Below are 26,262 nucleotides of genomic sequence, written 5' to 3'. Positions count from 1 at the left end.
GGCGCTTGACCCAAGGGGCAGGGGGGCCTATCGCCCCCTTCAGACCCCTTGAAGGAGCGCCCATATGCCCACCTATACCGCCTATACCAAGCTGACCCAGAAACAGAACGCCGAGGCTCTGGGCCTTGCGCTGGAAGAGTTGCAGCCCGAACCCACCGGCGTTGGTGTGTTCGAGATGGAAGACGGCTCGGGCCTATGGGAAGTGGCCAGCTACTTTACCGAAGCCCCCGATCAGGCGGCTCTGGCGCTGCTGGCCGTGGTTCATGAAGCGCAAGATTTCATTATCAGTGAACTGCCGGAAACCGATTGGGTCGCCAAAGTGCGCCGCGATCTGTCGCCCGTCGAAGCAGGCCGTTTCTTCGTCTACGGTAGCCATGATGCGGACAAGGTTCCCGAAGGCTGCGAGCCCCTGCTGATCGAGGCCGCAATGGCCTTTGGCACCGGTCACCACGGCACCACGCAGGGCTGTCTGCGGGCGTTGGACCGTCTGGCGAATGATGGCTTTGTTGGCCGCAGCGTCGCCGATATCGGCTGCGGGACTGCCGTTCTTGCTATGGGCGCTGCCCGCATCTGGCCCGACGTTGTATTGGCCAGCGATATTGATGAAGTTGCCGTCGAAGTGGCCGAGGCAAACGTGCGTGCAAACGGTCTGGAAGGTCGCGTGGAATGTCTGGAAGCCATGGGCTTTGAGCATGACACACTGCATGCAAAAGCCCCCTATGACTTGGTATTTGCCAACATCCTGAAAGCTCCGCTGATCGACCTGGCTCCCGATATGGCAGCACATCTTGCGACAGGGGGCTATGCGATTCTCTCGGGGATTCTGATCGATCAGGCCCCCGAAGTTATCGAGGTTTATGCCGAAAACGGGATCAATCTGGTTCACCAAGAAAATATTGTTGATTGGTCGACTCTGACGCTTCGTAAGTCCTAATTACATAAAGATCGAAATCTGCCCCAAGAATATGCAGCCTGTCGGCAGCTTTGCGCCGATTTTAAGGGGGTCTACTGCGATTTTCGGGGGCATTACGAAAAAAGAAAGGGCGCGCAGAAACCTCTGCGCGCCCTTTTCAATGCAAAAGACCTATACGTTTAGCCGCGGATGGTCTTGCCGGTGATGCCTGCGATGTCAGCACGGCACAGACCCAGATCGTCCAGCATCTCATCGCTCAGAGCGCTGAGGGCAATGCGGGTTTTACGCGCGTCGTTCCAGTCGATCAGCGCAGCGCGCAGCACTGCAAATACATTGTGGCTGCGTGCGCCCATTCCGCGGGCGGCGAAGCTGTCGCGTGTGGTATCAAGTGTTGCCATGGTCTCATTCCTTTAAAGACAACGATGGCCGCTGGCGGCCCGAATTGAGCCGTACGTAATCCGCCTCTTTTTACGTCACAACGCGCTATTTCTGCATAAAACCCATGCGCTCACTGCATGGGTGCGGCAAGGATTAACCTTTTGTCATTATTGCAAAAACTGGGCTGGTCAGGTGTCGCTTTTGGCGCTTGGAGGGGCGGATTCAGCCCGAGAAATGCTGCAAGTGCAAACATTGGTGCAAATTCAATGCGCTGGCGTTTGTTCCCCTTTCGTGCTAGTGCGTCAGAAAAGACACAGAGCAGGGGACAGAAATGCGCGTCTTGGGGATCGATCCGGGCCTGCGCAACATGGGCTGGGGGGTGATCGACACGGCACCCGGTAGAATCAGTCATGTGGCGAACGGGGTCTGTCATTCATCTGGCGAGGATCTGGCCGAACGGCTTTTGTCCCTGCATGTGCAATTGGTCGAGGTAATCGGCATCTGGACCCCGGATGTGGCGGCTATCGAACAGACATTCGTGAACAAAGACGCGGTTGGCACTTTGAAACTGGGTCAGGCACGGGGTGTGGCCCTGATGACGCTGGCGCAGGCGGGTCTGCGGGTTGGCGAATACGCTCCGAACGCCGTGAAGAAAACGGTTGTCGGCGTTGGCCACGCGGCCAAAGATCAAGTGGATTATATGGTGCGGTTGCAACTGCCCGGCGTAAAGCTGAACGGGCCGGATGCGACGGATGCATTGGCGATCGCCATGTGTCACGCCCATCAAAGCCGCGGCGGACGCGGATTGGAAATGGCTTTGGCGAAGGCAAAAACATGATCGGAAAACTGTCGGGACGTATTGATTACCGCGCCGAAGACCATGTGCTGATTGATGTGCGGGGCGTGGGCTATATCGTTTATTGCTCGGATCGGACCCTTGGCGCACTGCCCCGCGTGGGTGAGGCGGCGGCTTTGTTCACCGATCTTCTGGTGCGCGAAGATCTGTTGCAGCTTTACGGTTTTACCACTTTGCAAGAGAAAGAGTGGTTCCGCCTTTTGCAAACAGTTCAAGGGGTTGGCGCCAAAGCGGCGCTGGCGATGCTGTCGGCCTTGGGGCCGGACGGGGTCAGCCGCGCAATCGCATTGGGCGATTGGAACAGTATCAAAGCGGCAAAGGGCATCGGCCCGAAAACCGCACAGCGCGTGGTCAACGAACTAAAGGACAAAGCGCCGACGGTCATGGCTATGGGCGGATCAATCACCGCCGCGATGGGCGAAGAGGTGGCCGAGGTCGTCGAAACACCCGCTGCCCCCGCTCCGAAGGCGAAATCCGCGCCTGCTCCGAAACCGTCGATGGCTGCACAGGCCGAGGCGCTGTCGGCCCTGTCGAACCTTGGCTATGCGCCGGGCGAGGCTGCGGGCGCTGTGGCGCAGGCGCTTCAGGACGATCCAGAGGCGGATACCTCTGCCTTGATCCGCGCGGCGCTGCGCCTTTTGGCGCCGAAAGGATAAGCTATGGACCAACCCGATCCCGCGCTGCGTCCCGAAAAGCTGGCCGAAGACAATGACCGCGCCCTGCGCCCGCAGGCTTTGGAGGATTTTATCGGTCAGGCCGAGGCCCGCGCGAACCTGCGCGTCTTTATTGAATCCGCCAAGCGGCGGGGCGAGGCGATGGATCATACTCTGTTCCACGGCCCGCCCGGTCTGGGGAAGACCACTCTGGCGCAGATTATGTCCCGGGAATTGGGGGTGAATTTCCGCATGACCTCGGGGCCGGTTCTGGCCAAAGCGGGGGATCTTGCCGCGATCCTGACCAATCTTGAGGCGCGGGATGTCCTTTTCATCGATGAAATCCATCGTCTGAATCCTGCGGTCGAAGAGGTTCTTTACCCCGCGATGGAGGATTTTGAGCTGGATCTGGTGATCGGCGAAGGTCCTGCGGCGCGGACGGTGCGGATCGAATTGCAGCCCTTTACCTTGGTGGGGGCCACCACGCGTCTGGGGCTTTTGACCACGCCGCTGCGCGACCGTTTTGGTATCCCGACGCGGCTACAGTTCTATGAAGTCTCGGAGTTGACCGAGATCGTCGCCCGGAACGCTACAAAACTGGGTGCGCCTGCCGATCCCGAAGGCGCGATGGAAATCGCGCGCCGCGCCCGCGGCACACCGCGTATCGCGGGACGTTTGCTGCGGCGTGTGGTGGATTTCGCGGTGGTCGAAGGCGATGGCCGCGTCACCCGCGCCTTGGCTGACCGCGCGTTGACCCGTCTTGGGGTGGACCAATTGGGGCTGGATTCAGCGGACCGCCGCTATCTGCGCCTGATCGCCGAGGCCTACCAAGGCGGTCCCGTAGGGATCGAAACCATGAGCGCCGCTTTGTCGGAAAGCCGTGATGCATTGGAAGAGGTGATCGAGCCGTACCTGCTGCAGCAAGGTCTGATCCAGCGCACGCCGCGCGGGCGGATGCTGACCCACGCCAGTTGGCGCCATCTGGGGCTGGAGCCTCCGCGCCCTGCGGGAACTAGTGATCTGTTCGGGTGATCCCGTGCTTTTGGCAGGCCGTAGGATTTGAGTATTTATACAATAAAGAAGCCCGATACTCAGAGCGGGAGGGCGGTTGTTTTGAAGACCGTCTTCAGGGCGAATGAACTTTGCATTTGCGCGACGCCCGGCAGGCGGGTCAGATATTGGCGGTGGATGCGGGCGAAATCTTCGGTATCCTCAGCCACGACTTTCAGGATGTAATCGGCTTTGCCCGCCATAAGGTGGCATTCAAGGACGGCAGGGACGCGGCGGACGGCGGCTTCGAAAGCTTCTAGCACGTCGTCGGCTTGGGTTTGCAGGGTGATCTCGACGAAGACCGTGGAGGGCATGCCGATTTTTCTGGCGTCCAGTAGGGCGACATAGTCTTTGATAAAGCCCTCTTGTTCCAGCCGATGTACGCGGCGGTGGCAGGCGGAGGGCGAGAGATTTACGGCCTCGGACAGGTCGGCGTTTGAGATGCGGCCCTTTTTCTGAAGGGCCTGCAAGATTCGGATGTCTGTCGGATCGAGGTCCATATGTCGAAGATCCTTCGAAATTGCTCTGGTATTTTCGAAGTATTCTGCATTTTGTAGAGCAGCAGCACAAGATTTCGCAAAACAATTTCGGGCCGTTCGAGAGAGACTTGATGAAAGTTTACTCCGAGGGCGAAGAGATGCTGATTGGAACCGTTACCGAAATCAAACCGCAGGAATTCCGTGTTGGTCTGACACCGCACGCCGTGGCCGAGGCTGTCGCCCATGGCCATGAGGTGCTTGTGCAAGCCGGTGCAGGCGTCGGCGCTGGTTTTTCTGATGAGGACTATGCGGCGGCGGGTGCGCGTCTGGCGCCCGATGCGGCCACCGTTTGGGCCGAGGCCGAGATGGTCGTGAAGGTTAAAGAGCCGCAGGCAGGCGAGCGCGCACAGCTGCGCGAAGGCCAGTTGCTGTTCACCTATCTACACCTTGCCCCCGATGCGCCCCAGACCAACGATCTGCTGAAAAGTGGCGCGACCTGCATCGCTTATGAGACCGTGACCGCGCTTGGTGGTGGTTTGCCGTTGCTGGCACCCATGTCCGAAGTGGCAGGCCGCTTGGCGCCACAGGTTGGCTCTTGGGCGCTGCAGAAGGCCAATGGTGGTCGCGGCGTGTTGATGGGCGGTGTTCCTGGCGTTCTTCCCGCGAAGGTCGTTGTGATCGGTGGCGGCGTTGTGGGGACGCAAGCGGCGAAAGTTGCGGCAGGCATGGGTGCGGATGTGACCGTTCTGGACCGTTCGTTGCCCCGTCTGCGCTATCTGGATGACGTTTTCGGTGGCCAGTTCAAAACCGCCTACGCCAGCGCGGCCGAGACCAAAGCGGCAATCGTCGCGGCGGATATGGTTGTTGGCGCGGTGCTGATCCCCGGTGCGGCAGCACCCAAGCTGGTCAGCCGCGCAGATCTGGCCGACATGCGCCCCGGCGCAGTGCTGGTGGATGTGGCGATCGACCAAGGTGGCTGTTTTGAGACCTCGAAGGCGACAACGCACCAAGACCCGATCTATGAGGTCGACGGGATCGTGCACTACTGCGTGGCGAACATGCCCGGCGCTGTGGCGCGGACCTCGACGCTGGCGCTGGGGAACGCGACCATGCCCTTCGTGATCGCGCTGGCGAACAAAGGCTGGCGTCAGGCCTGCATCGATGATGCGCATCTGCGCGCCGGCTTGAACGTGCACGCAGGCCAGCCGACCTATGCAGCTGTCGGTGTTGCCCAAGGGATCGAGACAGTGACCCCCGAGGCCATTCTAGGTCTCTGAATGAAAAAGGGCGGGCCAATGATTTGGCCCGCCCGCTGCATCAGCGCTGTTTCAGCGCGTCGCGGATCTCCATAAGAAGCTCGACCTCGGTCGGGGCGGGGGGGGCCTCGGGAGCGGCCGCGACTTCTTCTTCGCGCATGGCGCGGTCTTTGATCGTGTTGACCATTTTCACCAGCATGAAAACGACGAAGGCGATGATCAGGAAATTGATCACGGCCATGATGAATTTGCCGATAGCAAAGACCGGTGCGCCTGCCTCTAGCGCCGCCGCCAACGAGACATAGTCGTTGCCGTCCAGCGGGTAGAACCATCCCGAGAAATCAATCCCGCCCGTAAAGAGGGCGATGATCGGGTTGATCAGGTCCGCCACGAGCGAGCTGACAATCGCTGTGAAGGCGGCACCAATAATGATGCCGACAGCCATATCCATCACGTTGCCGCGGGCGATAAAATCGCGGAATTCTTTTAACATCTCACCAATTCCTCTCTGAAAACGGTCTGAGTGTAAGTGTTTCCAGATTAGCGCAGCGCATAGCTGTTTGGTTCCATTTGTTTCCAAAATTTCTGAAAATTGCGCGTTTCCGCTGGTAATGTCGCCCGAAAGACGTGGCTTACCCTAGGGAATAGTCCAAAATGTGCTGGGGGATTTGCACATCTTCAGGGACATTTTCCTCGGTTATCGGCGCATCCAGCACATGTCGGACGGGAATCACTCCGGCCCAGATGGGCAGAGACATGTCCTCATCATCATCGATCGGCGGGCCGGTGCGGACCTTTGCACTGCCTTCCTTGATCTCAAGTCCAAGGATCGTGGTGCCTTTGACCTCTTGCGCGGTCATCGGGCGCAGAATGCCCGTGCGGCCAGGCCAGAGACCTTCGACAAAGGCATCCAGACGGGCGGCCTTGTCTTCGTCGGGCACCTTGAAAGCTTGTCCGAACAGGGTCACCGACCGGAAATTGGCCGAGTGGTGAAAGGCTGACCGCGCCATGACGAAGCCGTCCAGAATATGCACGTTGATGCAGACCTCGGCGCCGGTGGACTGGCGGATCATCCGGCTGGCCGAACTGCCGTGCCAATACAGGTGATTGCCCTCGCGCCAATGGAACGTGGGCGTCAAATAGGGCTTGCCATCAATCGCATAAGCAACGCTACACTGGGGTGTGGCGTCTAGAATCTGGTTAATGGTGTCTCGGTCGAAACTGCCGCGCTCATGACTGCGCCGCAGGCGGGAACGCTCTGTCCGCTCTAGCTTCATGGGAATCTCCTGTCTTGCTATGATCAGGCTAGGCGCATATTGGTTCTATTGAAATAACCAATGCTGCGCAGCAAAATATGTCCAATTTCGAAGCCGCCCTGTTTGCCCTTTCCCTTGATCGCCACGCGCCGACTCCGCTGCACGAGCAGTTGGAAGAGGCATTGCGCGATCTGATCCTCAGTGGACAGGCCACGCCCGGCGCGCGCTTGCCCGCCAGCCGCGTAATGGCGGCGGAACTGTCGGTCAGCCGGATCACTGTATTGACTGCCGTCGACCAGTTGATCGCGGAGGGTTATCTGGAGACGCGGCGCGGGGCAGGGACATACGTGGCCGCTGATCTACCTGACATGCCGCCCGTTGAGGCGGCGCAAAGCCCGGCGCTGACCCCGCCGCCACGGGCCGTGGTGCTGCCCCTGCGGCCCGGTCTGCCCGATCTGGACAGCTTTCCCCACGGTGATATGGCGCGTCTTTTAGAGAGGGTTTGGCGTCATGCCTCACCCGCGCTGACGGGAATGCCCGATCCGCTGGGGTGGATGCCGTTGCGGGCGCAGATCGCGGCCCACTTGCGGGCTTGGCGCGGGATTGAGGCGCGGCCCGAGCAGGTCATCATCACCTCTGGTGCGGTAGAGGGGTTTGAACTGATCCTGCGCAGCATTCTTCCTGCGGGCGGCATCGGCGTTGTCGAAGATCCGGTGTTCCAGCCCATGCTAGAGGCCTTCAGGTCGGCGGGTCTCACAGCCCTTGCCCATCCCGTGGATGCCGAAGGGCTGGACCCAATGACTGCGCCCCTAGACGGGGCGTCTGTCTGTATCGTGACGCCATCGCGCCAGTATCCCACGGGGGCCACGTTGCCCTTGCCTCGGCGTCTGGCGCTGCTGGAATGGGCGCAAGAGGTGGGCGGCTGGATCGTCGAGGATGATTACGACGGCGAATTCCGCTATCGGGGCAAGCCTTTGCCCGCGCTGGCCAGTCTGGATCGGCATGGACGGGTGTTCTATATGGGCAGCTTCTCAAAGCTGCTCAGCCCGTCATTGCGCTTAGGCTATGTGGTCTGCCCAGAGGCGGCGTTGCCCGCCCTGACCGAAGAGATGCAGCGCACCGGCGCGCGTGCCTCGGTCGTGCCGCAACCGGCGGTGGCCGCTTATATGGAAAGCGGGGCGTTCTCGACCCATCTGCGACGGATGCGGCGGACCTATGCGGCGCGGCAGGTGTTCTTGCAGCAGGCGCTGAAAGGGTATGAGGACTGGATCATTCCGCAACATGCGGATGCGGGAATGCATCTGTGTTGCCAGCTTGGGCCACGCATGGCGGGGTGGAGCGATCAGGAAATCGCGAATGCGGCCAAAACGCGGGGTCTTGGGCTAAAGGCCCTGTCCACCTACAGCCAATCCAACGCTGCACCGCAGGGGCTGCTGCTGGGGTTCGCAGGCTTTGACGAAGAGGTGCTGCGCCGTGCCAGCCAAACCCTGACCCAACTGCTGCAAGAGATGGGCGCCTGACAAAAGAAAACGGCGCCCGCTGGGGCGCCGCTTTGGATCAGGTGAAAGTATTGTCGCGGGGGAAGCCGCGCGGGGCCATGCGCCCTGCGGTCGCCCGTTTGCCGATCCATTCGGACAGATCGCCTTCGGTGCGGGTCCGGCCTGCGGGATCTTTCCACGACAGACCATCGGCCAGCGTGAAGGTCGTCGCATCGGATAGACCGCCGTCCTTGTACTTTTGCAGGCGCACGCCTTTGCCGCGGGCCATCTCGGGCAGTTCCTCGATTGAGAAGACCAGCACTTTGCGGTTCTCGCCGACGACGGCCACGTGGTCCCCGTTCACCGCTTTGCAGACCAGCGCCCGAACATCGCCTTTGACGTTGAGCACCTGCTTGCCGGTACGGGTCTGCGCGATGATCTCGTCCTCGGGGGCGATGAAACCGTCACCGGCGCTGGAAGCCAACAGCAGCTTGCCGCTCGGACGGTGGATGAACAAATCCACAATCTCGGCTTCGTTCGGCAGATCGACCATCAGGCGCACAGGCTCGCCCATGCCGCGGCCACCGGGCAGGTTCGCTGCCGTGATGGTGTAGAAACGGCCGTTCGACCCCAGCAGCAACAGGCGGTCGGTGGTCTCTGCGTGGAAGACAAAGCGGCCTTCGTCGCCGTCCTTGAACTTCAGCGCGGAATCCAGCGCGATATGGCCCTTCATGGCGCGGACCCAGCCCATTTTCGAACAGACAACGGTGATCGGCTCTTTGTCGATCATCATTTCCAGCGGCACTTCTTCGATCTCGGTCGCTTCGGCGAAATCGGTGCGGCGCTTGCCTGCTGCGGTGCCTTTGCCGAACTGCTTGCGTACGTCGCGCAGCTGATCGGCGATCTGGCCCCACTGCAATTCGTCGCTACCAAGCAGCTCAACCAGACCAGCGCGCTCTTCGCGCAGGGCGTCACGCTCGTTGCGCAGCTCCATCTCTTCCAGCTTGCGCAAGCTGCGCAGGCGCATGTTCAGGATGGCTTCGCACTGGTTTTCCGTCAGGAAGACATCGCCGCCCCAATCCTCGGCCAGCATGACCGCCTTGGGGTCATCCTCGGTCCGGATGATCTGGATTACACGGTCCAGATTCAGGAATGCGATGATGTAGCCTTCCAGCACTTCCAAGCGCTTGTCGATCTGCGCCAAACGGTGGTTCGAGCGGCGAATCAGCACGTCGCGACGGTGATCCAGGAACGCCCGCAGCACCTCTTTGAGCGAGCAAACCTTCGGCGTTACGCCGTCAATCAGCACGTTCATGTTCAGGCTGAAGCGAATTTCCAGATCGCTGTTGCGGAACATCATGCCCATCAGAACCTCGGGATCGACGTTCTTTGAGCGCGGCTCAAGGATCACTCTGATATCGTCCGCAGACTCATCGCGAATGTCGGCAAGCAGCGGAACCTTCTTGGTCTGGATCAGCTCTGCGATCTTTTCGATCAGCTTCGATTTGGCCACCTGATAAGGGATCTCGGTCACCACGATCTGCCACTGGCCGCGACCTAGTTCCTCGACCTCCCACTTGGCGCGCAGGCGGAAGGAACCACGGCCCGTTTCATAGGCCTTGGCGATATTCTCTTTCGGCTCGACGATGATGCCGCCGGTCGGAAAGTCCGGACCGGGCACGTATTTCAGCAGCGTTTCATCGCGCGCATCGGGCGTCTTGATCAGATGCAGGCTGGCAGCGACCAGTTCGTCAATATTGTGGGGCGGAATGTTTGTTGCCATCCCCACCGCGATCCCGCTAGAGCCGTTGGCCAGCAGGTTGGGAAACGCCGCTGGCAGAACGATGGGCTCTTGCAAAGTCCCGTCATAGTTGTCCCGATAGTCGACCGCGTCTTCGTTCAGACCTTCCAGCAGCACTTCGGCCGCCATTGTCATGCGCGCTTCGGTATATCGGCTGGCCGCAGGGTTATCCCCGTCGATGTTGCCAAAGTTACCCTGACCATCAACCAGCGGGTAGCGGACGTTGAAATCCTGTGCCAGTCGGGCCATCGCATCATAAATCGCAGCGTCCCCGTGTGGGTGATAGTTACCCATCACGTCGCCCGAGATCTTCGACGACTTGCGGAAGCGTCCGTTCGAGGCCAGCCGCAGTTCGCGCATCGCAAATAGGATGCGGCGATGGACCGGCTTCAGCCCGTCACGGGCATCGGGCAGCGCCCGGTGCATGATCGTCGACAAGGCATACTGTAGGTAACGCGATCCAAGCGCCCGGCGCAAAGGCTCGGTCGGGTTGGACGGGGTCTCCTGTGGGGTGTCATCAGTATCACTCATAGACAGTGTACTAGCCCGCCTTCTGCGCACGGTAAAGCGGCTTGCGCTTCAGGGGGGTAAGGTTTTCCTCCGGTGAAAAGTTTTCAAAAATATTTACGAACCACGGAAACTATCAGCGTATTATCGAGTTGATTGATTGATCTTATTTTACTGAGGATTGCAAAATGTGGCGCTTGATCGTTGTTTCTTTCGCTTTCTTATTTCTGGCTTTTTATGAGCTGAGCGGGGGTGCCGATTTCGAGCCTGTGGAAACTGTTCAAGTCGCGCCGAAATTGACACCTATGGTTGCGCAGATGCCGCAAACGGTTTTGCCCCAGATTCCCCAAATAGGCATTCAGACGGCCAAACTCTCGGCAAAGGATGGGACGGCTAACATCCAGTTGGCGACGCTTACGACGGCTGTTTCCGATGCTGCACCCGCCGAAATCGCCGTTTCCGCGACGCAGCAACCCGCATCCGAGGCAGTCATTCCAAGCCTTGTTGTCGATGCGGCCTACGCACCTGAAATGGAAACAGTTCCGGACATGCGGTTTATTACCGGAAAAAGCGTGAACATGCGCAACGGCCCCGGAACCGGCTACAGCGTTACAGATCGTCTGCTCGCGGGTGATCAGGTGCAGGTGCTGCAAGAGCCCGGCAATGGCTGGCTGAAATTGAAAGTTCTGGAAACAGGACACGTAGGGTGGATGGCCGATTGGCTCGTAAGTGACGCTGAGTAATCACTCATTGATTGATTCCCTCCGATCGCGCCGTCATGGTGCCCTCAAGAGTAAAAAGGGGGCCTCATGGCGGCGCGATCTATTTTAATTACCGGGTGTTCTAGTGGAATCGGCTACGCGGCAGCCCATGATTTACGGGCCCGTGGCTGGCGTGTTTTCGCCAGTTGCCGCAAACAGGAAGACTGTGAGCGCCTGATTGCCGAAGGCTTTGAGGCCCCCCGACTGGATTATGCCGACAGCGCCAGCATCGATGCCGCTTTGGCTGATGTGCTAGAGGCCACCGGCGGAAAGCTGGATGCGGTCTTCAATAACGGCGCTTTCGCACTGCCCGGCGCGGTCGAGGATCTGCCCCGTGGCGGACTTGCGGAACTGTTCGAGACCAACCTTTTCGGTCCCCACGATCTGACCCAGAAAGTTCTGCCTGTGATGCGCCGTCAGGGGCATGGGCGGGTGATCAACTGCTCGTCCGTTCTGGGGTTCACGGGCATGCCGTGGCGCGGGGCCTACGTCAGCAGCAAATTCGCGATGGAGGGCCTGACGGACGTGCTGCGCCTAGAGATGCGCGACACCCCGATCCACATCATCCTGATCGAGCCGGGTCCCATCACCTCGAAAATCCGGCAGAACGCGATCCCGAACTTTGAGAAATGGATCAACTGGGAGGCTTCGCCGCGGGCCGAGCAATATCGCACCCAGTTGCGCAAGCGTCTTTACGAAAACCGTGGACCGGATAAGTTCGAACTGCCGCCCTCGGCGGTGACGAAAAAGCTGATTCACGCGTTGGAAAGCCGCAACCCCCATCCGCGTTACTTTGTGACCACGCCCACCTATATCGCCAACCTCATCCGTCGTTTCCTGCCGACCCGTCTGGCAGATAAGCTGCTGACCGCAGGCTGAGGCAAATTGCGGGGGTGGCATTTGTGTTTACCCGCGCTAAGTGGCGCTCAGACACCTTAGGGAAAAGATTATGGCCAACGATCCACTGTTCATCATTGTCGCGATCGCCTGTCTGGCGGTGCTGGGTATTTTGCTGCTGGGGATCGGCAGCTTTGCCAAGGGCGGCGAGTTCAACCGTAAGAACGCGAACAAGATCATGCGCTGGCGTGTGGGGGCCCAGTTTGTGGCCGTCATCCTGATCGTCGGCTTTGTCTTCATCCGCCAGAAGATGGGAGGACAGTGATCCATGGTCGTTCTGAACAAGATCTACACCCGCGGCGGCGACAAGGGCGAGACTGCCTTGGGCAACGGGGACCGCGTGGCGAAATACTCGCTGCGGGTTGCGGCCTACGGCACCTCGGATGAGCTGAACAGCGTCATCGGCGTGGCTCGTCTGCATTCCGAAGGAGATATGGACGCAGCCTTGATGCGCATCCAGAACGATCTGTTCGATCTGGGTGCAGACCTGTGCCGCCCCGATATGACCAAGGACGCCGAGGCTGAATATCCACCCCTGCGCATGATCGACGCGCAAGTGGATCGCCTTGAAGTAGAGATCGACGCGATGAACGCCAATCTTGCCCCCCTGCGCAGCTTTGTCCTGCCCGGCGGCAGCGCCTTGGCGGCCCATTTGCACGTCTGCCGCACCGTCGCCCGCCGCGCCGAGCGTCTGGCGGTCGAACTATCTGGCGTGGAAGAGGTCAACGTATCGGCGATCCGCTATCTGAACCGTCTGAGCGACTGGTTCTTTGTCGCCTCGCGCGTGGCGAATGACAATGGCGCTGCAGATGTTCTGTGGGTGCCGGGCGCGAACCGCTAAATCGCTGTGCGCTGTGGGGCGCACGGGATTTGAGTATTTTTGCAATAAAGAAGCATGTGCGGCCGCTCTGATCGTCAGGGCGGCCTTTTTGCTGAGCCGGTTAGATTTGCGGCAGAATGATCGCCAGTGCGGCGGTGATAGTAATGAAGGACAGCATTGTCATGCCGAAGAGGGCGATGGCGGCGTTTTCTTCTTCTCCGAAGCGCTGGGCAAGGATCGGGTAGATCGACATGACTGGCATTGTGGACATGATGATCACGGCTGCGCCAAGGCGGGGGTCTCCGACGGAAAAGCCGAATGCGGCCATGATCCCAAGGCCCGCGGCTACGAAGATCGGGTGCAGGACCAGTTTGCCGATCACGACGAACAGCACTGAAAGATTGATCCGGCTGAGGCTAAGGCTGGCAAGGGTGCCGCCGATGGCCACCAGTGAAAGGGCGGCGCTAGAGGAGGCGAAGAGCTCGATCGGGCGTTTGGCAAGGAAGGGCAGGTTCAAGCCCGAAAGCGAGACCACAATGCCAAGGACCAGCGCGATGAGGATGGGGTTGGCCATCAGGCGCTTGCCGATTTGTTTTGCGAGACGCGTGCCAGAGGCGCTGCCTGCGCTGTGGGCTTTCTCTGCCATGATCAGGATCAGGGGCAGCATCAGGACGTTCTCGACTACCATATTCAAGGCAAGAGCCGTGGTGGCGACATCCGGCAGGGCCATCAGCAGGACCGGATAGCCGACAAAGCCGCTGTTGGCGCAGGACATGCCCATGCCTTGGAAGACAGCCGCCTGAGGTGAGGTTTTGCCGATCCGGCGCGCGCTAAAATACCCTAGCCCGTAAACAGCAAGTGAGCCGATGATCAGTGCGCCGATATACGCGGTATTCGCAATCTCGGTCAGGTCGCGCGAGGAGACCGCCTGAAACACCAGCGCGGGCAGCGCCAGATTAACCACGAATTTGCCCAAAGTGCGCATCTCGGCGCTGGAAAAGACCCTTTTTCGGACGATTCCGTAGCCCACAGTGATCAGGATGAAAATAACACCGGTGATGGAAAGAACGTCGATCATGGTGTCGCGATAACAGTGGGCGGTATGGCTGGCAATCGCTGTTTGAGGGCTTGCTGGGGGCTGCCTGTTTTTCGTGCGATCGGGCTGCGCCGATTCGTAACATGGGACCAATGAGGCATGGTCTTTACTGTTGCGGTGCAGCATAAAGCGAAAGACGCGGCGTCTGTTGGCGCTAACGTGACGTTTTTGCTCTGTTTAGCTGGCTGCGCAGCCGCTATCTAAGCTGGGAATGTATTTTTGCGGGGTGTGTTAAAGCGCCCCGGTCATAAGGGAGAGACGCGCCAATGAAGGTTCTAGTGCCTGTAAAACGCGTGATCGACTACAACGTGAAAGTCCGTGTTAAGTCGGACGGTTCCGGTGTTGATCTCGCCAACGTAAAGATGTCGATGAACCCCTTCGACGAGATTGCCGTCGAAGAGGCGATCCGTCTGAAAGAAGCGGGCAAGGCTGATGAGATCGTTGTGGTCTCGGTCGGGGTCAAGCAATGTCAGGAAACCCTGCGCACCGCGCTGGCGATGGGCGCGGATCGTGCGATCCTGGTGACCGCTGCCGATGATGTGCACACCGATATCGAACCGCTGGCCGTTGCGAAAATCCTTGCCAAGATCGTTGCCGAAGAGGCTCCCGGTCTGGTGATCTGCGGCAAGCAGGCCATCGACAATGACATGAACGCCACCGGCCAGATGCTGTCGGCGCTGCTGGGGTGGGGTCAGGCGACCTTTGCCTCGGAAGTCGAGATTGATGGCGATGCCGCCAAGGTCACCCGCGAAGTGGACGGCGGTCTGCAGACCATCAGCGTCAAGCTGCCCGCAGTCGTCACCGCGGACCTGCGCCTCAATGAGCCGCGCTATGCCTCGCTGCCTAACATCATGAAAGCAAAGAAAAAGCCGCTGGATGAAAAGACTGCTGCGGATTACGGCGTCGATACCGCGCCCCGTCTGAGCATCGTCAAAACCTCCGAGCCGCCGGTCCGTTCGGCAGGCATCAAAGTGGGCTCGGTCGACGAGCTGGTCGCGAAACTTAAAGAAGCGGGGGCTGTGTAATGGCTGTTCTTCTCCTTGCGGATGTGGCTGGCGGCGCGCTGGCGAAAGACGCGGTTTCCAAGGCCGTGACGGCTGTTGCAGGTCTGGGTGACGTGCATGTGCTGGTTGCTGGCGAAGGCGGCGATGCCGCTGCGGCCGAAGCGGCCACGCTGGCCGGTGTGGCCAAGGTCTTGTTCGCCGGTGATCACGGCTTCTGCCACACCCTGGCCGAGCCTGTTGCCGATCTGATTGTCTCGCTGGCGGGTGGCTACAGCCACATCGCGGCGGCGTCGACCTCGGATGCGAAAAACGTGCTGCCCCGCGTGGCGGCGCTGCTGGACGTGATGATCATCTCGGACGTGACCGCCGTTATCGACGCGGACACCTTTGACCGTCCGATCTACGCGGGCAACGCGATCCAGACCGTGAAGTCGGGCGATAGCGTTAAGGTTCTGACCCTGCGCACCACCTCGTTCGAGGCGGCAGCGGATGGCAACTCGGCCCCTGTTGAGGCCATCGGCACCGCAGCCACCACCGGGCTGTCGTCGTGGGTGGAAGACAAGGTTGCCGAAAGCGATCGCCCCGAGCTGACCTCGGCTGGCATCGTTGTATCTGGCGGTCGCGGCGTCGGCTCGGAAGAGAACTTTGCCCTGATCGAGAAGCTGGCCGACAAACTGGGTGCCGCCGTTGGCGCATCGCGCGCAGCCGTGGACAGCGGCTTTGCCCCGAACGACTGGCAGGTTGGTCAGACCGGCAAGGTCGTGGCGCCGCAGCTGTATGTGGCCGTCGGTATCTCGGGCGCGATCCAGCACTTGGCTGGCATGAAGGACAGCAAGGTCATCGTCGCGATCAACAAAGACGAAGAAGCCCCGATCTTCCAGGTCGCGGACTACGGTCTGGTCGCAGACCTCTTCGACGCCATCCCCGAGCTGACCGAGAAGCTGTAAGCTTTTCTACTTTAAGCTTCGAAAGCCCGCCCGAACCGGCGGGCTTTTTTGCGTTTTTACGCCTTGTTGCAGGCGCAGAAACAATCGGCAGCGAAAGATTCGGTCGCGTTCAAAGCCTTTTGGATAACGATGCGTCTATTGCATCTGGTGAGGCAACAGGCGGGCTTGAAAGCGAGTCGGGGGCAGTCCATCCTCTGCGCGAAACGCAGGAGATCGTACATGGATATCAAACGAGTCGGTGTTATTGGCGCAGGTCAGATGGGCAACGGTATCGCCCACGTTCTGGCACTGGCGGATTATGATGTGCTGTTGAACGACCTGTCTCAAGAAGCGCTGGATCGCGGTCTGTCGGTCGTGCGCAAGAATTTGGACCGTCAGGTCAGCCGCGAAAAGATCACTGCCGAAGAACGCGATGCAGCTATGGCGCGGATCATTCCGACGCTGGACCTGAAGGAACTGGGCCAGACCGATCTGATCATCGAGGCCGCGACCGAGCGTGAGACCGTCAAGAACGCGATCTTTGAAGACCTGCTGCCCCATTTGCAGCCGCACACCATTCTGACCTCGAATACCTCGTCGATTTCGATCACCCGTCTGGCCAGCCGTACGGACCGCCCTGAAAAGTTCATGGGCTTTCACTTTATGAACCCCGTACCGCTGATGCAGCTGGTCGAGCTGATCCGCGGTATCGCCACCGACGAAGAGACCTATAAGGCCTGTCTGGCCGTGGTGGAAAAGCTGGGTAAGACCGCTGCCAGCGCCGAAGACTTCCCTGCCTTCATCGTGAACCGCATCCTGATGCCGATGATCAACGAGGCGGTCTACACCCTCTATGAAGGTGTGGGGAATGTGCAGTCCATCGACGGCTCGATGAAGCTGGGGGCGAACCATCCTATGGGCCCGCTGGAGCTGGCGGATTTCATCGGTCTGGACACCTGTCTGGCGATCATGAACGTGCTGCATGACGGTCTGGCGGATACCAAATACCGCCCGTGCCCGTTGTTGACCAAATACGTTGAAGCTGGCTGGTTGGGTCGCAAAACCCAGCGCGGTTTCTATGATTACCGCGGCGAAACGCCGGTTCCGACCCGATAAGCTGTGCGGCGGGCCTTAGCGGCCCGCGATGCCATCAGGGTCTGTGCGGTCATCCAACTGCAATTGCAGGAACGCCAGATCCAGCCAGCGGCCGAATTTTGTGCCCACATGGGGCATGAGGCCCGTGTGCGTGAAGCCTAGCTTTTCGTGCAGATGGATCGAGCCTGTGTTGCCAGCCTCGATCGCGGCGACCATCACGTGTTTGCCAATCTCTGTGGCGCGCTGGATCAGCGCCTGCATCAGCGCCTTGCCGATGCCGCGCCCGCGGGCCTCTGCGGTGACGTAGACCGAGTGTTCCACCGTATGGCGATAGCCATCAAAGGCGCGCCAGTCGCCGAAAGATGCATAGCCCAGAACGCTGTCATCATCGTCTACGGCGACCAGCACCGGATAGCCCTGGCGCTTGCGGTCTGCCAGCCATGCGCGGCGGTTTTCCACGTCAATGGTGATCTCGTTCCAGATGGCGGTCGTGTGCGCCACAGCGTCATTATAGATGCGGGTGATCGTGTTCAGATGCGCGTCTTCGGCGTCGATGATTTTCATGGGATGTTCCGGCGGATGGTGTCTGCCAGAAAGAATAGCACCGCCCGTTCGCAGGTGGAACGGGCGGTGCAGAGCAATGAGTATTTGGGCGATAAAGAAGCTGCTAGATCGCCGAGCTATGGCCGGCCTTGCTAAGATCATAGGCGTCGAAATGGCGCGCGATGATGCGGGTCAGGGCATTGGCATGGGGCAGGATCTTGAGGCTGTGGCCCGAGACCTCGACCATGCCGGGGAAGGTGGTGCTGGCGTCGCGCAAAAGCTTCGAGAGGGCCGCGCCAGTGGTCAGGCCTGTGGTGATCAGTTCTTCGCCGTCGATGGCAAAGGTACACATCAGCATCTCGATGATGCGGGCGCGCAGCAGGTCTTCGCCTGTGAAGCTGTGGCCCCGTGCAGTGGCGAAGCGGCCTTCACGCACGGCGGCGGTGTAGGCCGAGGTGCCCGAGGCGTTTTGCGCATAGCCCTGCGGGAAGCGCGAGATCGATGAGGCACCAAGACCGATCAGCACCTCTGCCGGATCGTCAGTGTAGCCTTGGAAGTTCCGGCGCAGTTTGCCTGTGCGCAGGGCTACGTCCAGCCCGTCGCCTTTAACGGCGAAATGGTCGATGCCGATTTCCGTGTAGCCGTCCCATGTGAAAAGGCGGCGGGCGGTCTCAAACAGTTCCAGCCGTTCTTCGGGGGTCGGCAGGGCGTCCGATGGCAGCATCTGCTGGCGCTTGGCCATCCATGGCACGTGGGCATAGCCATATAGGGCTACGCGGTCCGGCGACATCGACAGCAGTTTCTGGACGGATTCCGTGATCCGGGCCTTCGACTGGTGCGGCAGGCCGTAAAGGATGTCCGCGTTCAGGCTGTGGATGCCGCGGGCGCGGATCATTTCCACCGCATCGCGGGTGGTGTCAAAGCTCTGGATACGGCCGATGACTTTCTGGATTTCGTCGTCGAAATCCTGCACCCCGATAGAGGCACGGTTCATGCCCGCATCGCGCAGGGCGTCAAGGCGGGCCTCGTCGATCTCGTTCGGGTCGATCTCGACCGAGAATTCGTAGTCCCGCGCGAAGGGGGCGATTTCGGCCACGGTCCCGGCCAGATCCCGCATCATGCCCGCGCCAAGCAGGGTGGGCGTGCCGCCGCCCCAATGCAGGCGCGACAGGGTCACGCCTTCGGGAAGGATTCGGCCCAAGGCGCGGACTTCGGTTTGCAATGTCTCCAGATACGCCCGCACAGGTTCATCCGATTGGGTGCCTTGCGTCCGGCATGCGCAGAACCAGCAGAGCCTGCGGCAAAACGGCACGTGCAGGTAAAGCGAGATGCTCTGACCCGCCGGAATCGCTTGAACCCATTGGGTAAATTCCCCATCGGTGGTTGCCGACGAGAAGTGTGGTGCGGTCGGGTAGCTCGTGTAACGCGGTACTTTTGCGTCAAAGAGGCCCAGTTTGGCGAGTTGCGTTTTCGTATCCATGCGAATAGGCTTAAACGTCAGTGGGAAATGTAACATTGACCCAGATCAAGCGCGGTACAGATGATCAGCGATACTTTGCAAATTAGCAGTCATGAATGTGATAGCTGTCCGATCCGGCACCGCGCAGTATGCGCGCGCTGTGAGGCGGATGAGCTCGAGGTGCTGGAGCAGATCAAGTACTATCGCAGCTATGAGGCGGGTCAGACGATCGTTTGGTCCGGTGACCGGATGGATTTCGTGGCCTCGGTTGTGTCGGGCATTGCGACGCTTAGTCAGGCGATGGAAGATGGCCGCACCCAGATGGTCGGTCTCTTGCTGCCCAGTGACTTTGTGGGCCGCCCCGGTCGTGATCAGGCGGCCTATGATGTGGTTGCGACCACCGATCTGGTGATGTGCTGCTTCCGCCGCAAACCCTTCGAAGAAATGATGTCCAAGACGCCCCATATCGCCGAGCGTTTGTTGGAAATGACGCTGGACGAACTGGACGCGGCCCGTGAATGGATGCTGGTTCTGGGGCGCAAGACCGCGCGTGAAAAGATCGCGTCCTTGCTGGCGATCATTGCGCGCCGCGATGCGACCTTGCGCCAGAACAAACTGAACGGTCCTTTGGTCTTTGATCTGCCCCTGACACGCGAAGCGATGGCCGATTATCTGGGCCTGACGCTGGAAACGGTCAGCCGCCAGATCAGCGCCCTGAAACGTGACGGTGTGATCGTTCTGGAGGGCAAACGTCATGTAACGGTGCCCGATCTGGGGCGCCTTCTGGAAGAGGCCGGAGACGATGCCGATGGCGGGATGCTGGTTTAAGGTTTCAAGGGTCGCGCAAGTCGCGGCCCTTTTCTTTTGTGTGGCAGGCACGGACGCAGGGGCGGTGCAGCAGACGCGCTGTGGTTGGTATGCGAATCCCACACCTGCGAACATCTGGCTGAATGATGCGGACGGCGAATGGATCATCTCAATTCAGGGGCGCGAACCGGCCCCAGGGTTCTGGGATGCCGAGCAGGTCGGCAGCTTTGATGAACCGGGCTACTGGGTTCGGGTAAACGGCTATTATGGTTACGGTTGTGCCTGTCTGGACGGCGATTTCGCGCAACTGAAAGGGGCCGAGACCGCAGTGAACCGCGTAGACAAGGTGACAGCCTTGCCGCTTTCCCGCTGCGAATCCGATCCCGCGCTGTCGCCGGAAAAGCCATAAGAGGCGAAGGCGAAAAAAATGGGGCGCCGAAGCGCCCCCAGTCGTTTCACTCTCCCTCGTGAAATCAGTGTGCCAGAAACACCGGCAGTGCGGCGTTTTCCAGAATGCCTCGGGTTGCGCCGCCCAAAATGGCCTCGCGGAAGCGCGAATGACCGTAGGCACCCATGACCACCAAATCCGCATCCAGATCGGACGCCTGACGGGCGATCACGTCAGAGACTCGCGGCATGGTCTTGGCCAGAACGGCCACATCCGCATGCACCTCATGACGCGACAGCCATTGGGACAGGGCACCACCCGGATCAGACCGCTCGGGGCCGTGGGTGGGCGGATCAATGATCGTGACGGTCACGCGGTCTGCAGCTTGCAGCAGGGGCAGGGCGCGGCGGACGGCGTTCAGCGCCTCATCGCTTTCGTTCCATGCAACGACAATACGTTCGAACCGCTCTTTCACGGGTGCGGTCGGGGGCACCATCAGAACCGGCGTATTGCCTTCGAACAAAGCCGCTTCAAGGGCGGGCTCCAGCTCGATCCCGCGGCCATCGCCGTAGGGCTGTGCCATGACGGCCAGATCGGAAAAGCGGGCACGGGCGGCCACATGGCGACCCATATCCGCGATCGAGACCACAGCGCTATCCACGCCCCAGCGCACGTCGTATTCGCCCATAACCTTGCGGGCTTCGACCTCAAGCTCGTTCGCTTCTTCCTGAGCCCGTTGCAGCGTTTGCTGCAATACCATCGCATTCGCGCCGGCGTAATAATAACCGGTCTGCGTGCGGTCGATGCCTAGGGCAAGTACATCAAGATGGGCGTCCCACAGATTGGCAAGAGCTGCGGCCTGCGCGATGGGCGCGGCGGCGGCGGTTGGATCGCTCATGATAGTAAACAGTGTCTTATAGGCCATTTTGTCCTCCTGAACCGGACCCTAGAGGCAACATAAGCGACTCAATCCAAGGGCGTCTTTGAGGTGCATCAATAAAGATAAGTGGCCCAGTTTCGTTTGCTTGACTCAGATCAAAGCAGGGATGGGCAGCCTCACGCCATATGTCTCCAGTCAATGGAACCCGTGTGTCTTGATTCATGCGCGGGACAGACAAAGGGACGTGGTATGTCAAACTATTTAAAGCTAGCCGTGCTGGGGGTGCTTACGCTGTTCGCAGCAGTCGCCGCCAACTATGCACGCGATCTGGCCTACATGGTTCATGCGATCATCATCATGATCGTCGCCGGTGGGCTTTTCCTTTACACTCTTCGCAAAACTGACGAGCCCGTAGCCGCTGTCGCCGCACCGACCGGCTATATGGACGATGTTGTACGCTACGGTGTGGTCGCCACCGCCTTCTGGGGCGTTGTCGGGTTCCTCGTTGGTACGTTCATCGCCTTCCAGCTTGCTTTCCCCGCGCTGAACTTTGAGTGGGCGCAGGGTATGGCGAACTTTGGTCGTCTTCGCCCGCTGCACACCAGCGCGGTGATTTTTGCCTTTGGCGGCAACGCGCTGATCGCGACATCGTTCTACATCGTGCAGCGCACCAGCGCGACACGCCTGTTCGGCGGTAACGCAGCATGGTTCGTCTTCTGGGGCTATAACCTGTTCATCATTCTGGCAGCGACCGGCTATCTGCTTGGCGCAACCCAGTCGAAAGAATACGCCGAGCCCGAGTGGTACGTGGACTGGTGGCTGACCATCGTTTGGGTCGTCTATCTGGTCGTCTTCATGGGCACCATCTTCAAGCGTAAAGAAAAGCACATCTACGTGGCGAACTGGTTCTTCCTGAGCTTCATCGTCACCGTTGCGATGCTGCACATCGTCAACAACCTGTCGATCCCCGTAAGCATCTGGGGCTCCAAGTCGGTACAGGTCTTTGCCGGTGTACAGGACGCGATGACCCAGTGGTGGTACGGCCACAACGCTGTGGGCTTCTTCCTGACTTCGGGCTTCCTGGGCATGATGTACTACTTCATCCCCAAGCAGGCCGAGCGTCCCGTCTACAGCTACAAACTGTCGATCATCCACTTCTGGGCGCTGATCTTCATCTACATCTGGGCTGGTCCCCACCACCTGCACTACACCGCGCTGCCTGACTGGGCCTCGACCCTTGGTATGGTGTTCTCGGTTGTGCTGTGGATGCCTTCGTGGGGCGGTATGATCAACGGTCTGATGACCCTGTCGGGTGCATGGGACAAGCTGCGCACTGACCCTGTGATCCGTATGATGGTGATCTCGGTTGGCTTCTACGGCATGTCGACCTTCGAAGGCCCGATGATGTCGATCCGCGCTGTGAACTCGCTGTCGCACTACACTGACTGGACCATCGGTCACGTTCACTCTGGCGCACTTGGCTGGAACGGCATGATCACCTTCGGTGCTCTGTACTTCCTGGTGCCCAAGCTGTGGAACAAAGAGCGTCTGTACAGCCTGACCCTGGTCAGCTGGCACTTCTGGCTCGCCACCATCGGCATCATCCTCTACGCGGCATCCATGTGGGTGACCGGTATCATGGAAGGCCTGATGTGGCGTGAAGTGGACGCAAACGGTTTCCTCGTGAACAGCTTTGCCGACACTGTGGCTGCTAAATTCCCGATGTACGTGGCCCGTGGCCTGGGCGGTGTGATGTTCCTCACCGGTGCGATCATCATGTGCTACAACCTCTGGATGACCGTGGCAAAAGCGCCGGCGAAAGCCGAAGCCTCTGCCGCTGTCCCGGCTGAATAAGGAGGGCCGGACCAATGGGAATTCTTGATAAGCATAAGATCCTCGAAACCAACGCCTCGCTGCTGTTTGTCTTTGCCTTCTTGGTTGTGACCATCGGCGGTATCGTGGAAATCGCGCCTCTGTTCTGGCTTGAAAACACCATCGAAGAAGTAGAGGGCGTCCGCCCCTACTCTCCGCTGGAGCTGCAGGGCCGCGAAGTCTACATCCGCGAAGGCTGCTACGTCTGCCACAGCCAGATGATCCGCCCGATGCGCGATGAGGTCGAACGTTACGGTCACTACTCGCTGGCCGCAGAGTCCATGTATGACCACCCGTTCCAGTGGGGCTCCAAGCGGACAGGTCCCGACCTGGCCCGTGTCGGTGGCCGCTACTCGGACGAATGGCATCTGGACCACCTGCGTCATCCCCAGTCGGTTGTGCCTGAGTCGGTGATGCCCAAATACGGCTTCCTTGAGAACCGTCTGCTGGAAAGCACCCACGTACGTGAGTTGATGGAAACCAACGCAATCGTTGGCGTTCCCTACACTGAGGAAATGCTGGAAAACGCAGTCGCTGACTTCGAGGTCCAGATCGATCCTTGGGGTGACACCGATGGTCTGCTGGAACGCTACCCCGGTGCTCAGGCCCGTAACTTTGACGGTCAGCCCGGTATCTCGGAAATGGATGCCCTGATCGCCTACCTGCAAATGCTGGGAACGCTGGTTGATTTCTCGACCTTCACCCCGGACGCCAGCCGCTAAGGGGTGTGTGATGGATATGTACACCATTACCCGCCAGTTCGCGGACAGCTGGATGCTTCTGTTCCTCTTCGCGTTCTTTGTCTCGACCATTCTGTGGGTGTTCCGCCCCGGCTCGACCAAAGAGTACCGCGATACGGCCAGCAGCATCTTCCGGAATGAAGACGCTCCGGCACACGATGACACCGAGGAGGCTCGGACATGAGCAATAAACCCGAAAAGAAAGAGGTCGAAACGACCGGCCACAGCTGGGACGGGATCGAAGAGTTCAACAACCCCCTGCCGCGCTGGTGGCTGTGGACCTTCTACGCCTGTATCTTCTGGGGTGTTCTTTACACCATCGCCTATCCTGCGTGGCCGCTGCTTAGCGGTGCAACGCCGGGTGTCCTCGGGTACTCGACCCGTGGGCAGGTGGCGGCCGAGATTGCTGCCGTTGACGAAGCGAATGCTGGCATCAACGAACAGCTGGCCAGTGCCGATCTGACCCAGATCAGCGCCAACCCCGAACTGCAAAGCTATGCAACCAATGCCGGTGCCGCTGTGTTCCGTACTTGGTGCGCACAGTGTCACGGTTCCGGTGCGGCAGGTGCCAAGGGCTATCCGAACCTTCTGGACGATGACTGGCTCTGGGGTGGCTCGATCGAGGATATCCACGCCACGATCGCCCACGGTATCCGCAATGAGACCGACGCCGACGCCCGCTTCAGCCAGATGCCTGCCTTCGGGACGGACGAACTGCTGGAGAAGGAACAGATCGCTCAGGTTGTCAACTACGTCATGTCGCTTTCGGGCGAAGCACAAAATCCCGAAATGATCGCAGAAGGCGCGGTCGTCTATGAGGAGAACTGTGCGGCATGTCACGCTGACGACGGAACCGGCGATCGCACTCAGGGTGCGCCCAATCTTACAGATGCGATCTGGCTCTATGGCGGTGACTACGACACGCTGGTCACCACTGTCAGTCAGGCCCGCTATGGCGTCATGCCTAACTGGAACGCTCGCCTGAGCGATGCCGAAGTTGCTGCAGTTGCAACCTACGTACACGGTCTGGGTGGCGGTGAGTAATCGCCCCTGACAAAACTGAATACCTCGAGCACCAAGGTTCGAGGTCAGCGCCGGTGTTCCGTCCTGTTCGCGCGTTTCCTGGAACACCGGCGCGCTTAGTCTCAAAAGAATATATTGCAGCAGCAAACCGCCTCTCCGTAGGCGGTTTGTTGCTGTTTTTGTCACAAAAAACTCATGATTTATCTCTTCTAGGTTTTGTTAATGGCGAAAATTCGCGTATAACGTGTAAGAAGAGGGCGTTCTGCTGGCATTACGCTTATATTTTTGCAAAGCTATTTCGAGTAATTATAACCAAAAGGTCATTCGTTTGATGAGTTTATTAATAAAAGTTGCATCGACTTGCGCATAAAGTGCATAGTGTCTCTCAAAGCGCTTTTCTTCTGCGCATGTTCATTGAAATTTTGTTAGTCGAGATTACGTATGGATTGGCTTCGCATGCCCTCTTTGCCCGCATTAAGGGCTTTCGCCGCTTTGGCTCAGTCAGGTAGTGTGTCCCGCGCCGGGACGTTGTTAAATGTGACTCACGCCGCTATCAGCCAGCAGATCCGTCAGCTGGAAGGTCATCTTGGGACTCCGCTGGTGGCCCGTCAGGGTCGCGGTGTGATGTTGACGCCGGAAGGCACGCAGCTTGCTCAGGTGCTGCTTCCCGCGCTGGAAACCATCTACCAGAAGATCGAGGAAATGACCGACGGGGACGAAACCCGTCCTTTGCAGGTTGCCGCTGGTCCTCTGTTCACCATCAACTGGCTGATGCCGCGCCTCAAAGAGTTCCGCACCCAGCATCCCGATGTTGAAATCCTTCTGAACCCCACTGCTGAAATGGTTGACCTGCGTCCCGCCGGTATCGATCTGGCAGTGCGCTATGGTCTGGGCGAATGGCCCGCACTGGATAGCACTTTGCTACTGCCTTCCGATCTGGTCGTCGTCGGCGCCCCTGATCTGGTGGCCAACCGCAGCGTGAACGGTCCCGATGACCTTCTGGATATGCCCTGGCTGCAAGATGCTGGCGCAACCGAGGTTGCCTCGTGGTTCGAAGCGCACGGCCTCAACGCCTCCAAGCTGCCGATGCTGACCGAACTGCCCGGCGTTTACCTGCTGGAATCCCTGCGTCGTGGTGAAGGTGTGGCCGTACTCAGCCGCTCGCTCATCCGCAAGGATCTGGAAGCAGGCACCCTGAAAGTGCTGTTCGACGAAAGCAATCAGGCACTGGGCTACTACATCGTGAACCGTCCCGGCGTGCAGCGCAAAGCGCTGACCCTGTTCGCGGATTGGCTGAAGAAGCAGGCCGGTCAGTAAAATCTAT

At 59.5% G+C, this 26,262-nt stretch carries 29 protein-coding genes; 20 read left to right on the top strand and 9 right to left on the bottom strand.

Going from position 1 to position 26,262, the window contains the following annotated elements; translation table 11 throughout:
• Positions 1-64 precede the first annotated feature (64 nt).
• On the top strand, positions 65-934 hold the full coding sequence (locus CLV74_RS12020; RefSeq protein WP_106265024.1) for a 50S ribosomal protein L11 methyltransferase: 870 nt from the start codon (positions 65-67) through the stop codon (positions 932-934).
• A 158-nt stretch (positions 935-1,092) separates the two neighbouring features.
• Here the strand turns inward: CLV74_RS12020 and CLV74_RS12015 are convergent, their stop codons facing one another.
• Complete coding sequence (locus CLV74_RS12015) at positions 1,093-1,311, bottom strand: DUF1127 domain-containing protein (RefSeq protein ID WP_106265022.1); 219 nt, start codon at positions 1,309-1,311, stop codon at positions 1,093-1,095.
• Positions 1,312-1,622: 311 nt separating this feature from the next.
• Here CLV74_RS12015 and ruvC point away from each other — a divergent pair, with 311 nt between their 5' ends.
• Genes ruvC through ruvB form a run of 3 tightly spaced genes read left to right on the top strand, consistent with a single transcriptional unit; the run spans position 1,623 to position 3,832 of the window.
• Positions 1,623-2,129: a crossover junction endodeoxyribonuclease RuvC gene (gene ruvC / locus CLV74_RS12010; protein ID WP_106265020.1), complete on the top strand. Its 507-nt coding sequence runs from the start codon at positions 1,623-1,625 to the stop codon at positions 2,127-2,129.
• Positions 2,126-2,803, top strand: coding sequence for a Holliday junction branch migration protein RuvA (ruvA, locus tag CLV74_RS12005; protein ID WP_106265018.1), 678 nt, complete (start codon positions 2,126-2,128; stop codon positions 2,801-2,803). The genes ruvC and ruvA overlap by 4 nt, the downstream gene beginning before the upstream one ends.
• Positions 2,804-2,806: 3 nt before the next feature.
• Entirely contained in the window at positions 2,807-3,832 is a 1,026-nt protein-coding gene (gene ruvB / locus CLV74_RS12000; protein WP_106265016.1) for a Holliday junction branch migration DNA helicase RuvB, read from the top strand.
• 59 nt (positions 3,833-3,891) lie between these two features.
• Here the strand turns inward: ruvB and CLV74_RS11995 are convergent, their stop codons facing one another.
• Entirely contained in the window at positions 3,892-4,350 is a 459-nt protein-coding gene (locus tag CLV74_RS11995; RefSeq protein ID WP_106265014.1) for an Lrp/AsnC family transcriptional regulator, read from the bottom strand.
• A gap of 137 nt (positions 4,351-4,487) precedes the next feature.
• Between CLV74_RS11995 and ald the strand changes: the two genes are divergently transcribed.
• On the top strand, positions 4,488-5,606 hold the full coding sequence (gene ald / locus CLV74_RS11990; protein WP_106265136.1) for an alanine dehydrogenase: 1,119 nt from the start codon (positions 4,488-4,490) through the stop codon (positions 5,604-5,606).
• A 40-nt stretch (positions 5,607-5,646) separates the two neighbouring features.
• Here the strand turns inward: ald and mscL are convergent, their stop codons facing one another.
• Together mscL and CLV74_RS11980 are read right to left on the bottom strand one after the other, a co-directional pair.
• Complete coding sequence (gene mscL / locus CLV74_RS11985) at positions 5,647-6,078, bottom strand: large conductance mechanosensitive channel protein MscL (RefSeq protein WP_106265012.1); 432 nt, start codon at positions 6,076-6,078, stop codon at positions 5,647-5,649.
• A 139-nt stretch (positions 6,079-6,217) separates the two neighbouring features.
• Complete coding sequence (locus CLV74_RS11980; RefSeq protein WP_106265010.1) at positions 6,218-6,862, bottom strand: pyridoxamine 5'-phosphate oxidase family protein; 645 nt, start codon at positions 6,860-6,862, stop codon at positions 6,218-6,220.
• A gap of 77 nt (positions 6,863-6,939) precedes the next feature.
• Here CLV74_RS11980 and pdxR point away from each other — a divergent pair, with 77 nt between their 5' ends.
• Positions 6,940-8,361 (top strand): MocR-like pyridoxine biosynthesis transcription factor PdxR, encoded by a 1,422-nt coding sequence (gene pdxR, locus CLV74_RS11975; protein ID WP_106265008.1) that lies wholly within the window; start codon positions 6,940-6,942, stop codon positions 8,359-8,361.
• A 37-nt stretch (positions 8,362-8,398) separates the two neighbouring features.
• Here the strand turns inward: pdxR and parC are convergent, their stop codons facing one another.
• Positions 8,399-10,651, bottom strand: coding sequence for a DNA topoisomerase IV subunit A (parC, locus tag CLV74_RS11970; RefSeq protein WP_106265006.1), 2,253 nt, complete (start codon positions 10,649-10,651; stop codon positions 8,399-8,401).
• Positions 10,652-10,815: 164 nt separating this feature from the next.
• Here parC and CLV74_RS23005 point away from each other — a divergent pair, with 164 nt between their 5' ends.
• The 4 genes from CLV74_RS23005 to CLV74_RS11950 all read left to right on the top strand — a co-directional run bounded on the left by CLV74_RS23005 (position 10,816) and on the right by CLV74_RS11950 (position 13,126).
• Positions 10,816-11,370 carry an SH3 domain-containing protein gene (locus CLV74_RS23005; RefSeq protein WP_211299036.1) on the top strand — a complete coding sequence of 185 codons (555 nt, stop codon included), beginning with the start codon at positions 10,816-10,818 and terminating at the stop codon, positions 11,368-11,370.
• 66 nt (positions 11,371-11,436) lie between these two features.
• The gene (locus tag CLV74_RS11960; protein ID WP_106265004.1) at positions 11,437-12,267 is read left to right on the top strand and encodes an SDR family NAD(P)-dependent oxidoreductase; all 831 of its coding nucleotides are present in this window, start codon (positions 11,437-11,439) and stop codon (positions 12,265-12,267) included.
• A 70-nt stretch (positions 12,268-12,337) separates the two neighbouring features.
• Positions 12,338-12,550, top strand: coding sequence for a twin transmembrane helix small protein (locus CLV74_RS11955; RefSeq protein WP_106265002.1), 213 nt, complete (start codon positions 12,338-12,340; stop codon positions 12,548-12,550).
• Between the two features lie 3 nt (positions 12,551-12,553).
• The gene (locus CLV74_RS11950) at positions 12,554-13,126 is read left to right on the top strand and encodes a cob(I)yrinic acid a,c-diamide adenosyltransferase (RefSeq protein WP_106265000.1); all 573 of its coding nucleotides are present in this window, start codon (positions 12,554-12,556) and stop codon (positions 13,124-13,126) included.
• A gap of 100 nt (positions 13,127-13,226) precedes the next feature.
• Here the strand turns inward: CLV74_RS11950 and CLV74_RS11945 are convergent, their stop codons facing one another.
• Complete coding sequence (locus tag CLV74_RS11945; protein WP_170108032.1) at positions 13,227-14,183, bottom strand: AEC family transporter; 957 nt, start codon at positions 14,181-14,183, stop codon at positions 13,227-13,229.
• 284 nt (positions 14,184-14,467) lie between these two features.
• Between CLV74_RS11945 and CLV74_RS11940 the strand changes: the two genes are divergently transcribed.
• From CLV74_RS11940 to CLV74_RS11930, 3 genes are all read left to right on the top strand, one after another.
• On the top strand, positions 14,468-15,226 hold the full coding sequence (locus CLV74_RS11940; protein ID WP_106264996.1) for an electron transfer flavoprotein subunit beta/FixA family protein: 759 nt from the start codon (positions 14,468-14,470) through the stop codon (positions 15,224-15,226).
• Entirely contained in the window at positions 15,226-16,152 is a 927-nt protein-coding gene (locus tag CLV74_RS11935; protein WP_106264994.1) for an FAD-binding protein, read from the top strand. The genes CLV74_RS11940 and CLV74_RS11935 overlap by 1 nt, the downstream gene beginning before the upstream one ends.
• A gap of 219 nt (positions 16,153-16,371) precedes the next feature.
• A complete protein-coding gene (locus CLV74_RS11930) occupies positions 16,372-17,247 on the top strand; it encodes a 3-hydroxybutyryl-CoA dehydrogenase (RefSeq protein WP_106264992.1) in 876 nt (291 codons plus the stop codon).
• A gap of 15 nt (positions 17,248-17,262) precedes the next feature.
• Here the strand turns inward: CLV74_RS11930 and CLV74_RS11925 are convergent, their stop codons facing one another.
• On the bottom strand, positions 17,263-17,790 hold the full coding sequence (locus tag CLV74_RS11925; RefSeq protein WP_106264990.1) for a GNAT family N-acetyltransferase: 528 nt from the start codon (positions 17,788-17,790) through the stop codon (positions 17,263-17,265).
• A 103-nt stretch (positions 17,791-17,893) separates the two neighbouring features.
• Complete coding sequence (gene hemN / locus CLV74_RS11920) at positions 17,894-19,249, bottom strand: oxygen-independent coproporphyrinogen III oxidase (protein ID WP_106264987.1); 1,356 nt, start codon at positions 19,247-19,249, stop codon at positions 17,894-17,896.
• Positions 19,250-19,309: 60 nt separating this feature from the next.
• Here hemN and fnrL point away from each other — a divergent pair, with 60 nt between their 5' ends.
• Both fnrL and CLV74_RS11910 read left to right on the top strand, forming a co-directional pair.
• The gene (gene fnrL / locus CLV74_RS11915) at positions 19,310-20,056 is read left to right on the top strand and encodes a transcriptional regulator FnrL (protein ID WP_106264985.1); all 747 of its coding nucleotides are present in this window, start codon (positions 19,310-19,312) and stop codon (positions 20,054-20,056) included.
• Positions 20,037-20,444, top strand: coding sequence for a DUF4087 domain-containing protein (locus CLV74_RS11910; protein WP_106265134.1), 408 nt, complete (start codon positions 20,037-20,039; stop codon positions 20,442-20,444). The genes fnrL and CLV74_RS11910 overlap by 20 nt, the downstream gene beginning before the upstream one ends.
• 64 nt (positions 20,445-20,508) lie before the next feature.
• Here CLV74_RS11910 and CLV74_RS11905 read toward each other — a convergent pair whose 3' ends face one another.
• A complete protein-coding gene (locus CLV74_RS11905; RefSeq protein ID WP_106264983.1) occupies positions 20,509-21,348 on the bottom strand; it encodes a universal stress protein in 840 nt (279 codons plus the stop codon).
• Between the two features lie 204 nt (positions 21,349-21,552).
• Between CLV74_RS11905 and ccoN the strand changes: the two genes are divergently transcribed.
• The 5 genes from ccoN to CLV74_RS11880 all read left to right on the top strand — a co-directional run bounded on the left by ccoN (position 21,553) and on the right by CLV74_RS11880 (position 26,255).
• Positions 21,553-23,157: a cytochrome-c oxidase, cbb3-type subunit I gene (gene ccoN / locus CLV74_RS11900; RefSeq protein ID WP_106264981.1), complete on the top strand. Its 1,605-nt coding sequence runs from the start codon at positions 21,553-21,555 to the stop codon at positions 23,155-23,157.
• A 14-nt stretch (positions 23,158-23,171) separates the two neighbouring features.
• A complete protein-coding gene (ccoO, locus tag CLV74_RS11895; protein ID WP_106264979.1) occupies positions 23,172-23,897 on the top strand; it encodes a cytochrome-c oxidase, cbb3-type subunit II in 726 nt (241 codons plus the stop codon).
• 10 nt (positions 23,898-23,907) lie between these two features.
• Positions 23,908-24,099, top strand: coding sequence for a cbb3-type cytochrome c oxidase subunit 3 (locus CLV74_RS11890; protein WP_106264977.1), 192 nt, complete (start codon positions 23,908-23,910; stop codon positions 24,097-24,099).
• Positions 24,096-24,959, top strand: a complete 864-nt coding sequence (ccoP, locus tag CLV74_RS11885) for a cytochrome-c oxidase, cbb3-type subunit III (RefSeq protein WP_106264974.1) — start codon at positions 24,096-24,098, stop codon at positions 24,957-24,959. The genes CLV74_RS11890 and ccoP overlap by 4 nt, the downstream gene beginning before the upstream one ends.
• A 420-nt stretch (positions 24,960-25,379) precedes the next feature.
• Positions 25,380-26,255: a LysR family transcriptional regulator gene (locus tag CLV74_RS11880; RefSeq protein WP_106264972.1), complete on the top strand. Its 876-nt coding sequence runs from the start codon at positions 25,380-25,382 to the stop codon at positions 26,253-26,255.
• The last annotated feature ends 7 nt before the right edge of the window (positions 26,256-26,262 follow it).

The organism is Donghicola tyrosinivorans, from assembly GCF_003003355.1.
Lineage (GTDB): Bacteria > Pseudomonadota > Alphaproteobacteria > Rhodobacterales > Rhodobacteraceae > Donghicola > Donghicola tyrosinivorans.
The sequence above is the reverse complement of the archived record's forward strand: the minus strand, read 5'-3'. Positions and strand labels throughout refer to the sequence as shown.